Consider the following 12386-nt stretch of genomic DNA (forward strand, 5'->3'; position numbering starts at 1 on the left):
AAAAGTATCTCTTTTTGAGATACTTCAAAAATTTATTGTGTTAATGATACAAAATGAATCTCTTTCCCTGTTATATCAAGGAAGGGGAGTTGGGTACGTGTATCTAAACAAAAGACGTTATAAAGAAAAGGACGAAGAGTTGTTTTTTTGCTATCAACGCTATCTACAAAAGCTTTTATTTCAGCATAAAGAATTTCAATGTCTTTTAATTTTGAGATTTTAGAGTCAATTCGATTTTCGCTAACATTAACATTTGAATTTTGGATTTTTTCATCAAACTCTTGATTAATGGCAGCACGCGTTTTTTCAACAGGTGTATACCTTTGGTCATCCCAATCAGTTTCAATAATATGGCAATCTTCTAATCGAATAAAATCACCGGCCCAGAGCTTACCATCCATTTCAATTACCATTTTTGTTTTAGGAAAAAGTTCTTTATTACTGTATTTTTTGAGTAAATAATCATACATTTGCATGTGTGCTAGACTTTGACACATCTGAATCATCTCCTTATAGTGTAAGAATACTACAATGTGAAAAAATGAGCAATAACTAAATGAAGTTTCCCTAGAAATCCATCTAAAGAACTGTTTAAAATTTACTTTCTATACAAAAGCCCTATAAACGAAGAAAACGGTTGCATGCTATAATGGGAAAGAAGGGAGGGGTTCCGATGTATAAAGAAAGGAAACTACAGACGCATGATGATGTAGAGCTACATGTATATATATGGGATGAGGTTGAAAATCCAATTGGTATCGTTCAAATTGTACATGGTATGTCTGAATATGGTGGGCGATACAATTTACTGGCGGAGGCCTTGAACAAAGCGGGGTATATTGCTTTGGCTGATGATCATAGGGGGTTTGGTAAAACAGCTTTAAACAAAAATGAGCTTGGGCATATTGAGCCAAAGAATAGTGCGAAGAAAATGGTGTTAGATGAGCGGATGGTACAGCTTTATGCGCAAGAGCATTATCCTGACTTGCCTTATTTTATTTTTGCACACAGTATGGGGAGTTTTTTAATAAGGCTTTTTATGGCGGAATATCCTACAAATGGCGTGATTTTGTGTGGTAGTGGTCTGCAGCCAACGTTGCTTTTGAACGCTGCAAAATGGGTGTCAAGCAGGCGGATAAAAAAAGATGCCGCAAGACGTAGCGGCCTACTAAATAAGCTTGCTTTTTGGGGGTATAATCGCACGTATTCGGATACCTCACATTTTAGTTGGTTAACTCGAGATCAGGCTGTTCAAAAAGCCTATGAAAAAGATCCTTTCGGGGGACCGATTGTTGGAACGTCTGGCTTTTTTCACACTCTTTTCACGGTTATTTCTGAGTCGCAAAAAAAATCTCATTTTAAACATATACCTAAAGAACTACCGCTTCTTTTGCTATCTGGAACAGAGGATCCAGTTGGGCATTACGGAAAAGATATTCCAAAGCTTGCCATCACTTTGGCTGAAAATGGCGTGTCTGATGTGACGTATAAGTTATATGAAGGCGCCCGCCACGAACTTGTGAATGAAACATGTAAAGAAGTTGTTTTTTCAGATATCATTAGATGGTTGGATGCAAAGAGGAATGCCTAACAAAGGCATTCCTTTTATCTAATTTGACCTTCGCCAAAAATAATATATTTAGTAGAAGTTAATTCCTGTAAACCCATCGGCCCTCTGGCATGAAGTTTTTGAGTGCTAATGCCAATTTCTGCACCAAACCCAAACTCAAAACCATCTGTAAAGCGGGTAGAAGCATTAATATATACGGCCGCCGCATCGACCTCATTTTGGAATTTTAGACCTGTAAAGTAATCGTTCGTCACAATCGCTTCCGAATGCCCCGTACCATACTGATTAATGTGCGAAATAGCATCCTCCACATTCGTAACAACTTTAATTGCTAAAATAAAATCAAGAAATTCAGTCTCAAAATCTTTTTGAGTTGCAGGGATAGCACGGGATAAAAAGGCGCGCGCTTTATCATCCGCACGAAGTTCAACATCAAAAGGGGAAAGTTCCTTTTCAATAAGCGGAAGCAGCTCCTCTGCGACAGCCTCATGTATCAGAAGCGTTTCGCAGGCATTACAAACGGATGGGCGCGAAGTCTTCGCATTCACTAAAATACGTGTGGCCATATCAAAATCGGCGTTTGCATCAATATAAACGTGACAATTCCCAGTCCCCGTTTCAATGACCGGCACTGTCGCTGTTTGAAGCACAGATTGAATCAAGCCTGCCCCCCCACGCGGAATGAGTACATCCAAATACTCATTTAAACACATTAACTCTTTGGCCACTTCACGGGAAGTATCTTCCACAAGTTGAATGACGGTCTTAGGAAAGCTTGCATGTTGAACGGCTTGTTGTAAAATGCTAACGAGTGCGAGGTTAGAATGAATCGCTTCACTACCACCACGAAGAATGACCGCATTTCCTGCTTTAAAACAAAGGCTTGCAGCATCTACAGTGACATTTGGTCTTGATTCATAAATAATCCCAATTACACCAAGTGGGACCCGCTTTTTACCAATAGTAAGCCCTGCTTCATTTTGAAACATCCCGTCAACTTGGGCGATAGGGTCAGGTAGATCCGCAATTTGTTTGACCCCGTTTGCTATCTCAAAAATACGCTCTTTCGTTAAGCGTAGTCTATCAAGCATCGTTTCGGGCGTTCCGTTTTGCTTAGCCGTGAGGACATCTTTTTCATTTTCAGCTAAAATTGTTTCATAATTGGCAATAAGGCCGCTACTCATTTCAAGAAGTGCGGTATTTTTTTGCTTCGTACTAGCAAGAGCTAAAAAACGACTGGCTTCTTTCGCAAGTTTTCCTTTTATTTGTAGTTCACCCATTTAAAATATCCTCCTTTCGTTTTGCAAAGAGTGTGCCGACTTGTTCGCCTGAAATTATCGCATAAATAACATCGGGATTATTTCCATTTGTAAGCACCATTTTTTGATTGTTTTTTAAACAAAGCTCAGCGGCCGCTAATTTTGTAAGCATTCCACCTGTGCCAAATTCAGAACCTTTCCCGCCGGCTAATTTCAATGTATCGTCTGTAATTTCATGAATTTCATGGAACATAGTAGCATCGGGATGGATAAGGGGGTTGGTGTTATAAAAACCATCAATATCGGATAGCATGATTAAAAGGTCGGCCTGGATGAGTTCAGCGACAACCGCAGATAAGCGATCGTTATCACCAAATTTCGTAATATGCATAATCTCTTCCACAGCAACAGTATCGTTTTCATTAACGATAGGAATTGTACCTTGTGTGATAAGCATATCAAAGGTATTGATAACATTTTGTCTACTAATCGGGAAATCTGTCACGTCTCTTGTTAATAAAACTTGCCCAACCGTATAACCGTATTCACCAAAAAGTTTACTATAAATATGCATCAATTCGCTTTGTCCAACAGCGGCAATCGCTTGTTGCTCAGGAATTGTTTTAGGTCGCTCATTTAGTTGAAGTTTTCTACAGCCCACACCAATCGCACCTGAAGAAACGAGAACCACTTCTTTTCCTTCGTTTCGAAGCTCCGCTAACACACGAGCAAGTTTTTCAATCGTACGTAAATTAATGTTTCCATTTTCATACATTAGTGTGCTTGTCCCAACCTTTATAACGATTCGTTTGCATTGTTTCAAAGATTCACGCATTTTTCTTACCCCTTCGGAAATAGAATATCTCTATTTTACTATAAAATCGAGTTTTTACCAGTGTTTTTCACACAAAAAAAGCTAGCTTCATTTCGAAGCTAGCCAGTTACTTTAAAGAGCGTTCGTTGTTTTATGTTCTCTTTCAAGACGCGATACTTGTCTCAAACCTGTACTCATGAGCGTTAAGATAACAATCCAAGCTACAATGATAAGTACAATTTGTTTAAATGCAATTTGCGGAAGGGGATTAAGCGGACAATCCCATAAGAAGTGGAGGACGATAGGAATAATAAATATTTTCCAAAATTCACCAGTAAATAGGTGATGCATCTCCAATTTTGAACTTCCTTTTTTAGCTAATACAATAGCAGCCCCTGTAATAGCAGCCCAGACAACGTGGCCACCGATAGATTGCCAACCGCGAGCAAAAATAATTTCTAACATCGTATCACTAGCAAATGTTACATTTTTTGTTAAAGCTAAGGCTTCAATACTATAATTGAAGGCATATCCTAATGATTCAAAGGCTGCAAAACCAGCTCCAACAGCGGCCCCAACTAGTAGGCCATTTAATACATATTTCGATTTTAATGATTTAATAAAGAGCGCAACAATTACCATTTTACCAGTTTCTTCAATAATACCTACAAGAAGGGCATTAAAGTAGTTTAATTTGCCAACTGGAATAATGCTATAAAGGATGAGTGTCGCTACAAGTGCCGCAACTCCACCAATAAAGAACATTTTAACAACATCAAAAATGCTAATATTACGCGGTGCATTGGTTTCAAAAAAGAAAATTAGTGCTGAAAAAGGAACTGTAAACGATCCAATTACCATTAATCCGGGAATCGTATTCGCATTTCCAAAAATATATGTACACGCAAGAAGTAAGGCATAAGTAATGGCTAAAACAATAAATACACGTGAGTAAACCCAAGGTCTCGGCCAAGAAGAAGAAATTTGATTTTCAGGTGGCGTTGTTTCCGTCGTCCCAACAATAAAAATTTTATTTCCTTCGCCTTTTTTATGTTTCTTAAAAACATCTTTAAATAAATCAGCAACTTTAAGATCCGCATGCGTGGCTTCACCCGTTAAGTGATCAACATGACTCAAGACACCATGTCTCTTTTGTTCAAAATGAGAGTTAAGAGAAGTTTCACTCAAAGGATGCCACTCACTCTCCCCCTCTTTTTGAACCCCCGTCTTTTCATTAATCTGATGTTTTCGAAACAATGTTTCAAGTTCAATAATGGTATACGGTCCTTTTTTATGTCCATCTTTATTTACATACCAGCGTTCCATAATTTCTCCCCCTCGTTTGTTAGTCATAAAGTACATTCCACGAATTGGGATAGATTAAACAAAAAAAGCGAAAAACCCGTTTTGTTTTTCGCGTTTGCATTTCTAATCATCGAAGGGGCCATTTTATTTGCTCCGCCCCGTTAAATGAAAACATCATAATTTATTTAGTTTTTCTGCCTGTTTAAGTGAAAAATGTAAACTTTCGACTAAATACTCCTGGGTGGCTTCTGATAACTCCTTTTTTCCTAAAAATAAGTCAGTTTGTGTTTTTAATTTATCGCAAATCGCTTCTATATAAATACTGATATCTGGTGAAGTTTTATGATGCAATAATTCATATGTAGGCAAGTCATTTTCGCCAAGAAGATAATCAATACTTACACCATAAAGAAGGGCAATTTTAGCGACCATTTCTAGATCAGGCTCACGCAAGCCGTATTCCCAGTTTCCATATGTAGAAGGGGCTTTTAACCCAAGATATTTTGCAGTCTGCACTTTAGACCAGTTTTTTTTCTCCCGTAAAAATTTAAGTCGTTCACTTAATTTGGCCATTCTATTCACTCCTCTTCGGTGATTCGGTTAATTAATTCAGCGTTATCTAATATAAATTGAATGTTTTTTCTTAAAAATTCTGCTACATGTGGTTTGATGGGTTCTTTTCCCAAAGTAAGTTCACTGGCATCTAATAACTGTTCGGAAATTTGTTCCAGTTCCCATTTGATGTTGTCCTGATTTGTGTGAGGTTTCGACTGGGGAACATCTTCTTCGCCAATTAAATAATCCACCGTGACATCGTAAAGAGTGGCGATTTCTGCCACCATTGTTAAATCAGGTTCACGTAAACCATACTCCCAATTTCCATATGTAGAGGGGGCGGTCAAGCCAAGGCGTTTTGCGGCTTCTCTTTTTGTCCAGCCACGTTTTTCGCGCAAGGAAGTCATCTGTTGACTTAATTTTGTCATAGTATTCATCTCCTTTACACATATTATACAACATTATACACAAATAAAGTATAAAACAACACGAAACGAATTGCAAATAAATTGACATACCCTTTAGGAGTTGTTAAACTATTATTAGTAACTCAAAGTGTGTGAAAGGAGACCTGCAAGATGGAACAGATGTACACTAAAAATATCAATGTGAAGAAAATTAGAGAGATTCGCCTTGGTAAAGGGATTACGCAAGCATTTATTTCACGAGAGATGGGCTATAAATATACAAGCGGCTACTCAAATGTTGAAAAAGGCTTGGTCAGATTATCATATCAAAATGCGCTTATTTTAAGCGAAATATTAAATTGTAAATTAGAAGATTTTTGTGATTAAAAAATAGAATTTTTACGCCCCCAGAGACTGTTGGGAGGCGTTTTTTTAATTGCCTGAAAAGTTGACAATCCTCATAAAATCACATAGAATATACCAATCTACGGAAAGAAAGGGAGCTTAGAAAATGAAGGGAAATAGTAATTTGCCCCCAGCGTTTATCCTTAAAATAATGGAAGAACGAAATGCCACACTTTCTACTAAAGAGCAAGAGGAGGCACTCAAGTATCTTTACGTTCAGCACGAAATGTATCCTTGTGATACAACGATTAATCATGCCTTAATTCGACTTTTAAATCAATGCGAAAATTATGAACAAGCCAAAATGATTGGCGAACAATATTTAACGATGTCAGGGTATAATCAAGATATTTTAAGTGAATTAGCTAATGTTTATCAAAATTTAAACGCCATGGATCAATACTTTGCTTTAATTCGGCAATATACAACGGACGATGCGATACAAGAAAAAGAAGAGGAAACAAATGTCATTCCTTTTCCTAAAAAAATGATTTTTCAAAAAACGAACTTGGATTTTCAAGAATTAAGCAGTCACGAACAGCTGTTGTTTTTAAAAGAAATTAGTAGAGAAGAAATGACAACTTATCAAGAGAGTTTCTACACGATTTTAACAGATCAATATGCCTCGCCGTTTGTTAAGTCAGCGATTTTTGAAGTGTTGCAAGAATATCAAATAGATGAGGAAATCCGAATTACAAAACTTGATTTAGAAGGTTTTTTTAATCCCAAAACCTATGAACCGAATTATTTCCTTGAAAAAATAGAAAATGAGTTTGCGCCAGTTCTAGAAAATGAGAATCCAGTTCTTTTTAAACAGTTTTCACAGATTATACAGCACCATTATTTTATTATGTATCCTTTTTCCTTTACGCCAGATAGTGTATCCTTATGGGGGAAGAGTTATTTACTTTGGGTAAAGGGATTATACGGCGAAGACGACGTTCCACAAGGCGACAGAAAGCCGGAGATTCAAAAGTGCTTAGATTTTATTCGTAAATTAGAGGAGTATGGGCAAAATTATTTACTCTAATTTGTTTTCAAACCCCATGTTTTTATGTTATTATGAGTGAGTATGGCTGAATCTTGTCATGAAATGAATTTAAATGAATCAATAGATGATGGAGGGAATATGACCATGTCAGTAAAATGGGAAAAAAAGGAAGGTAATATAGGTACACTTTCTTTTGAAATCGATCAAGAACAAATTAAATCAGGTTTAGATAGAGCTTTCCAAAAAGTTCGTAAAACACTAAACGTACCAGGATTCCGTAAAGGTAAAGTTTCACGTCAAATCTTTAACCAACGTTTTGGAGAAGAAGCTCTTTATCAAGATGCACTTGATATCCTCCTTCCAGAAGTTTACGCGCAGGCCATTGAAGAAGCTGGTATTGATCCAGTTGATACACCGCAAGTAAACATTGAATCTATGGAAAAAGGCGAAAACTGGAAATTAACAGCAGAAGTTACTGTAAAACCAGAAGTAAAATTAGGTGATTACAAAGGCTTAGAAGTTGAAAAACGCGATGCTGAATTAACTGATGAGGAAGTAGCCGAAGAATTAAAAACAATGACTGAACGCCAAGCTGATCTAGTTGTAAAAGAAGAAGAAGCAGCTGAAAATGGGGACACAGTAGTCATCGATTTCGAAGGTTTCCATAAAGATGAGCCTTTTGAAGGTGGGCAAGCTGATAACTATTCATTAGAGCTAGGTTCTGGACAATTTATCCCAGGGTTTGAAGAACAATTAATTGGTGCTAAAGCGAGTGATGAATTAGAACTAAACGTTACATTTCCGGAAGAGTATCATGCTGAAAATCTAGCTGGTGAACCAGTTCTATTTAAAGTAAAAGTACATGAAGTAAAAACAAAAGAAGTTCCAGAACTTGACGATGAGCTTGCAAAAGACATTGATTCAGAAGTGAATACAGTTGATGAATTAAAAGAAAAAGTAACAAAACGTTTGAAAGAAGCAAAAGAAGATGCAGCCGTTCAAGGAAAACAAGATGAAGTTATTGCAAAAGCGGTTGAAAATGCAGAAGTTGATATTCCGCATGCTATGATTCACCATGAAGCACATCATTTATTAGACCATTTCAAACAAGATTTACAAGCTCAAGGTCTTACACCTGAACTGTACTACCAATTTACTGGTCAAACAGAAGAATCCATGCATGACCAAATGGAAAAAGATGCAGAAAAACGTGTGAAAATGAACTTAGTTTTAGAGGCAATTGCAGAAGCAGAAAATATTGAACCTACAGAAGAAGCTGTAGACGAAGAAGTGGCTACACTTGCTGAGAAGTACGGAATGGAAAAAGACGCAGTACGTGCTGCACTTGGTGACTTAAGTGAGCTTAAATCTGATCTTAAAATCCGTAAAGCCATTGATGTTTTAGTGGACAGTGCTGTTGAAAAATAAACAAGCAGCCTTTTGAAACTTAAACTTATTTAAGGGCATGAGAGTCTTCTCGTGTCCTTTCTTTATCGAGGCCAGATAAGTAGAATTTCTTTTTTCATAATGCTATGATAAAATCATAAAGTCGATTAAATTTCGACTGAAATAGGAACGAAGGGGTGAATAAGATTTGTTCAAATTTAATGATGAAAAAGGCCAATTGAAATGCTCCTTTTGCGGTAAATCGCAAGATCAAGTTAGAAAATTAGTTGCAGGTCCTGGCGTCTATATTTGCGACGAATGTATTGAACTTTGCAATGAAATCATTGAAGAAGAGCTAAATGTTTCGGAATTTGTTGATTTTGGAGATGTTCCTAAGCCACAAGAAATCCGTCACATTTTAAGCGATTATGTGATTGGGCAAGAACGTGCTAAAAAAGCACTTTCTGTTGCAGTCTATAATCATTATAAACGTGTTAACTCAACGGATTCCTCTGAAGATGAAGTCGAGCTTTCAAAAAGTAATATTTGTTTAATTGGGCCAACAGGTAGCGGTAAAACATTACTTGCTCAAACACTTGCTCGAATTTTAAATGTACCTTTTGCAATTGCGGATGCCACTTCATTAACTGAAGCAGGATATGTTGGGGAAGATGTCGAAAATATTCTTTTAAAACTTATTCAAGCTGCAGATTATGATGTTGAAAAAGCGGAAAAAGGGATTATTTATATTGATGAAATTGATAAGGTGGCGCGTAAGTCTGAAAATCCTTCTATAACGCGTGATGTTTCTGGGGAAGGTGTGCAACAGGCACTTCTTAAAATTTTAGAAGGTACTGTAGCAAGTGTTCCTCCTCAAGGTGGCCGTAAACATCCACATCAAGAATTTATTCAAATTGATACAAGTAATGTATTATTTATTGTTGGTGGAGCGTTTGATGGGATTGAGCAAATTGTTAAAAATCGGATGGGCGAAAAAGTAATCGGCTTTGGAACAGAAAATGAAGTTCTAAAAGAAGATGAGACGTATCTTTCTAAAGTGGTACCAGAAGACTTGCTTAAATTCGGATTAATTCCTGAATTTATCGGACGTTTACCGGTGATTGCCACACTTGAACAACTAGATGAGTCAGCGCTAATTTCGATTTTAACCAAACCTAAAAACGCACTTGTGAAACAATACCAAAAAATGCTTGAGCTTGATAATGTGGAATTGGAATTTGAAGATACAGCCTTACATGAAATCGCAAAAGAAGCTATTCACCGGAAGACAGGTGCGCGTGGGCTTCGCTCTATTATTGAAAGCTTAATGCTTGATGTCATGTTTGAAATTCCTTCACGAGATGATATTGTAAAATGTATCATTACAAAAGAAGCTGTTTTAGGTGAAGCTGATCCAAAACTTCAACTTGAAGATGGATCTGTTATCCCAATAAAAACTTCTGCTTGATAAAAAAACTTAAAATTTACGCAAAACAAAGCGGCGTAAGCCAAAATCAGGCTGCTGACAAATGTTGAGATTCTAGGCAGAGCCGAGTATCGGAGCGGAGCGTACGTTTGTACGTGAGCACCGGAACGGAGGCGCTAACCGAAGATTGCCGTTTGTCTGCAGCCTGAAACCAGTATCTCAGCTGAGATACTGGTTTTTTTAGCTTATAAATTGATGTACCACGCTTTAAAAGGACGTTTTGCTATATTTTTCAATCTTCTTCATGTATAATCAAGAAAATGAAATTGGATGGAATGAGGGGTTTTATGGAGACGAAAAAGAGTGGATCGAGGTCAGCAATTTGGGGATGGCTAAAAGTCATTTTGCTGGCACTAATTATTGCGTTTGGAATACGCTATTTCCTCATTTCACCGGTAACCGTTTACGGGGATTCTATGTATCCAACTTTACATGATGGGGAACATTTATTTATTAATAAAATGGCAAACCCTAAACGATTTGATATTATCGTTTTTCCTGCACCGGATGAAAAAGGAGCAGAATATATTAAACGCGTGATAGGGCTTCCAGGAGATACAATCGAATATCGAGCAGATCAATTATACATTAATGGTAAAAAATATGATGAACCGTATTTAGATAGTGAAAAAGAAGGTATTTCAAGTGGCTATTTAACCGAAGACTTTAAGCTTAGTCAATTACCAGCTTGTGGGGGTGTAAGTAAGGTGCCTAGCGGGCAATTATTTGTACTGGGGGATAATCGTCGAATTAGTAAAGATAGTCGCTACATTGGTTTTATAAAAGAAGATGCGGTGCTTGGGAAAGTAATATCATTTAGTAATACTTTACAGCGATAAACCTGGCTTGCCAGGTTTTTTATCCTTTTTTTCGGGTAATTAGTTAAAAAGTTCTCTTGTAGTAGTATTTTATTTTCTTTACATCTAAAAAAATAAATGGGATAATAAGAAGTGCTATTTTTAAAATAAGCATAAAACTTATTATGAACGCGCATGAGAGGAAGACGCAAATGTCAGAAAATGAAACGAAAAAAAAATCAAAAAAAACAACAAATTTTGAGTTGGGTACTAGTTATTGGAGCTGCACTAGTAATCGCTTTACTTGTTCGTACTTTTATATTTGCTCCCGTAAAAGTGGATGGTTTGTCCATGTATCCAACATATGAAAATGGAGATAGAGTTTTTATCGAAAAAGTAACTGGGCCTGACCGCTTTGATATTGTGGTTTTCGATGCCCCAGTATCCACCGGTGATGAAGGCAAATACTTTATTAAACGAGTAATTGGTATCCCGGGAGACCGTATCGAGTTTAAGGACGGGGAGCTATATTTAAATGGGAAGAAACACCCGGAAACCTACCTAGCTGATGGTATGAAGACTTACCGTGAACCAGGTGATGGGAATGGTAATTTCTCATTGAAAGATGTAACCGGTTTTGATGTTGTTCCAAAAGGTAAATTATTTGTTTTAGGTGATAATCGTGAAGGAAGTATGGATGGAAGAATGTTTGGTTTGATTGATAATTCTTCTATAGATGGTACGGTATTACAATTTTCAAGTAAGTAATAAAAATCCGCGGGATAACTCGCGGATTTTCCTATTCAGACAAATGGTTTTCGTATATAATGAAAGAACGGAAGTAAAAAATTAGGCGGTGCAAGTGAGTTGAAAGAAAAAAACTTAAAGAGGTTATGGGCGTGGATCTGGGCCGCAGTTGTAGCAATTATTTTAGCACTATTCATTCGATTTTATTTATTTGTACCTATCATTGTGGATGGAGTCTCGATGATGCCAACGTTAACAGATGGTAATCGTGTAATTATTAATCGCTTTGGCTCTATTGAACGTTTTGATGTAGTTGTTTTTAGAGAAAATGGAACGGACTATATTAAACGTGTCATTGGCTTGCCCGGGGATGTTGTTGAATATAAACAAGATACGCTTTACATAAATGGCAAGAAATATGATGAACCTTATTTAGATGACTATAAAAAGAAAATGAAAGATGGCTATTTGACTGAAGATTATAGCACAAAAGAATTGCTTCCAGAAGGAAAAGTTCCTTCCAATGCCTATTTTGTTTTAGGAGATAACCGTCGAGCAAGTCGTGATAGTAGAATTATTGGGCCAGTTTCTAAAACTAAAATGGTTGGAACTGCTCCTGTTTGTTACTGGCCACTTGCAGATGCAAAAATAATTGATTAGGGGT

14 protein-coding genes are annotated in these 12386 nt (G+C 37.0%); 8 read left to right on the forward strand and 6 right to left on the reverse strand.

Annotation, left to right across the window (positions count from 1 at the left end; translation table 11 throughout):
* Positions 1-32 precede the first annotated feature (32 nt).
* Complete coding sequence (locus LFLEISCH_RS10610; RefSeq protein ID WP_007476289.1) at positions 33-497, reverse strand: hypothetical protein; 465 nt, start codon at positions 495-497, stop codon at positions 33-35.
* Between the two features lie 176 nt (positions 498-673).
* On the opposite strand from LFLEISCH_RS10610, the gene LFLEISCH_RS10615 reads away from it, so the two are divergent.
* Positions 674-1591 carry an alpha/beta fold hydrolase gene (locus tag LFLEISCH_RS10615; RefSeq protein WP_007476291.1) on the forward strand — a complete coding sequence of 306 codons (918 nt, stop codon included), beginning with the start codon at positions 674-676 and terminating at the stop codon, positions 1589-1591.
* A gap of 14 nt (positions 1592-1605) precedes the next feature.
* Here the strand turns inward: LFLEISCH_RS10615 and LFLEISCH_RS10620 are convergent, their stop codons facing one another.
* The 5 genes from LFLEISCH_RS10620 to LFLEISCH_RS10640 all read right to left on the reverse strand — a co-directional run bounded on the left by LFLEISCH_RS10620 (position 1606) and on the right by LFLEISCH_RS10640 (position 5931).
* Positions 1606-2850 (reverse strand): glutamate-5-semialdehyde dehydrogenase, encoded by a 1245-nt coding sequence (locus LFLEISCH_RS10620; RefSeq protein ID WP_007476293.1) that lies wholly within the window; start codon positions 2848-2850, stop codon positions 1606-1608.
* The gene (gene proB, locus LFLEISCH_RS10625; RefSeq protein WP_007476294.1) at positions 2843-3664 is read right to left on the reverse strand and encodes a glutamate 5-kinase; all 822 of its coding nucleotides are present in this window, start codon (positions 3662-3664) and stop codon (positions 2843-2845) included. The genes LFLEISCH_RS10620 and proB overlap by 8 nt, the downstream gene beginning before the upstream one ends.
* Before the next feature lie 111 nt (positions 3665-3775).
* Positions 3776-4969, reverse strand: coding sequence for a PrsW family glutamic-type intramembrane protease (locus LFLEISCH_RS10630; protein ID WP_007476297.1), 1194 nt, complete (start codon positions 4967-4969; stop codon positions 3776-3778).
* Positions 4970-5122: 153 nt separating this feature from the next.
* Positions 5123-5521 carry a helix-turn-helix domain-containing protein gene (locus tag LFLEISCH_RS10635; RefSeq protein WP_007476299.1) on the reverse strand — a complete coding sequence of 133 codons (399 nt, stop codon included), beginning with the start codon at positions 5519-5521 and terminating at the stop codon, positions 5123-5125.
* Positions 5522-5526: 5 nt separating this feature from the next.
* Positions 5527-5931 (reverse strand): helix-turn-helix domain-containing protein, encoded by a 405-nt coding sequence (locus LFLEISCH_RS10640; protein ID WP_007476300.1) that lies wholly within the window; start codon positions 5929-5931, stop codon positions 5527-5529.
* Between the two features lie 150 nt (positions 5932-6081).
* Between LFLEISCH_RS10640 and LFLEISCH_RS10645 the strand changes: the two genes are divergently transcribed.
* The 7 genes from LFLEISCH_RS10645 to sipZ all read left to right on the forward strand — a co-directional run bounded on the left by LFLEISCH_RS10645 (position 6082) and on the right by sipZ (position 12382).
* Positions 6082-6297 carry a helix-turn-helix domain-containing protein gene (locus tag LFLEISCH_RS10645; protein ID WP_007476301.1) on the forward strand — a complete coding sequence of 72 codons (216 nt, stop codon included), beginning with the start codon at positions 6082-6084 and terminating at the stop codon, positions 6295-6297.
* 124 nt (positions 6298-6421) lie between these two features.
* Positions 6422-7345, forward strand: a complete 924-nt coding sequence (locus LFLEISCH_RS10650; protein ID WP_007476303.1) for a hypothetical protein — start codon at positions 6422-6424, stop codon at positions 7343-7345.
* Between the two features lie 105 nt (positions 7346-7450).
* Positions 7451-8734 carry a trigger factor gene (gene tig / locus LFLEISCH_RS10655; RefSeq protein ID WP_007476305.1) on the forward strand — a complete coding sequence of 428 codons (1284 nt, stop codon included), beginning with the start codon at positions 7451-7453 and terminating at the stop codon, positions 8732-8734.
* Positions 8735-8900: 166 nt separating this feature from the next.
* Positions 8901-10160 carry an ATP-dependent protease ATP-binding subunit ClpX gene (clpX, locus tag LFLEISCH_RS10660; RefSeq protein ID WP_007476308.1) on the forward strand — a complete coding sequence of 420 codons (1260 nt, stop codon included), beginning with the start codon at positions 8901-8903 and terminating at the stop codon, positions 10158-10160.
* A 305-nt stretch (positions 10161-10465) separates the two neighbouring features.
* On the forward strand, positions 10466-11017 hold the full coding sequence (sipX, locus tag LFLEISCH_RS10665) for a type I signal peptidase SipX (RefSeq protein WP_007476310.1): 552 nt from the start codon (positions 10466-10468) through the stop codon (positions 11015-11017).
* Positions 11018-11197: 180 nt separating this feature from the next.
* The gene (gene sipY, locus LFLEISCH_RS10670; RefSeq protein WP_007476311.1) at positions 11198-11743 is read left to right on the forward strand and encodes a type I signal peptidase SipY; all 546 of its coding nucleotides are present in this window, start codon (positions 11198-11200) and stop codon (positions 11741-11743) included.
* A gap of 99 nt (positions 11744-11842) precedes the next feature.
* Positions 11843-12382: a type I signal peptidase SipZ gene (gene sipZ / locus LFLEISCH_RS10675; protein WP_007476313.1), complete on the forward strand. Its 540-nt coding sequence runs from the start codon at positions 11843-11845 to the stop codon at positions 12380-12382.
* Positions 12383-12386: the final 4 nt, after the last annotated feature.

It is taken from the genome of Listeria fleischmannii subsp. fleischmannii LU2006-1 (assembly GCF_000344175.1).
Classification (GTDB): domain Bacteria; phylum Bacillota; class Bacilli; order Lactobacillales; family Listeriaceae; genus Listeria; species Listeria fleischmannii.

What these genes read in the sequence shown, in the direction of transcription:
- LFLEISCH_RS10620 (WP_007476293.1), bottom strand. Translation starts at nt 2,850, where the DNA reads ATGGGTGAACTACAAATAAAAGGAAAACTTGCGAAAGAAGCCAGTCGT.
- LFLEISCH_RS10610 (WP_007476289.1), bottom strand. Translation starts at nt 497, where the DNA reads ATGTGTCAAAGTCTAGCACACATGCAAATGTATGATTATTTACTCAAA.
- LFLEISCH_RS10650 (WP_007476303.1), top strand. Translation starts at nt 6,422, where the DNA reads ATGAAGGGAAATAGTAATTTGCCCCCAGCGTTTATCCTTAAAATAATG.
- sipY (WP_007476311.1), top strand. Translation starts at nt 11,198, where the DNA reads ATGAAACGAAAAAAAAATCAAAAAAAACAACAAATTTTGAGTTGGGTA.
- LFLEISCH_RS10615 (WP_007476291.1), top strand. Translation starts at nt 674, where the DNA reads ATGTATAAAGAAAGGAAACTACAGACGCATGATGATGTAGAGCTACAT.
- sipX (WP_007476310.1), top strand. Translation starts at nt 10,466, where the DNA reads ATGGAGACGAAAAAGAGTGGATCGAGGTCAGCAATTTGGGGATGGCTA.
- LFLEISCH_RS10640 (WP_007476300.1), bottom strand. Translation starts at nt 5,931, where the DNA reads ATGACAAAATTAAGTCAACAGATGACTTCCTTGCGCGAAAAACGTGGC.
- tig (WP_007476305.1), top strand. Translation starts at nt 7,451, where the DNA reads ATGTCAGTAAAATGGGAAAAAAAGGAAGGTAATATAGGTACACTTTCT.
- LFLEISCH_RS10630 (WP_007476297.1), bottom strand. Translation starts at nt 4,969, where the DNA reads ATGGAACGCTGGTATGTAAATAAAGATGGACATAAAAAAGGACCGTAT.
- LFLEISCH_RS10635 (WP_007476299.1), bottom strand. Translation starts at nt 5,521, where the DNA reads ATGGCCAAATTAAGTGAACGACTTAAATTTTTACGGGAGAAAAAAAAC.
- proB (WP_007476294.1), bottom strand. Translation starts at nt 3,664, where the DNA reads ATGCGTGAATCTTTGAAACAATGCAAACGAATCGTTATAAAGGTTGGG.
- LFLEISCH_RS10645 (WP_007476301.1), top strand. Translation starts at nt 6,082, where the DNA reads ATGGAACAGATGTACACTAAAAATATCAATGTGAAGAAAATTAGAGAG.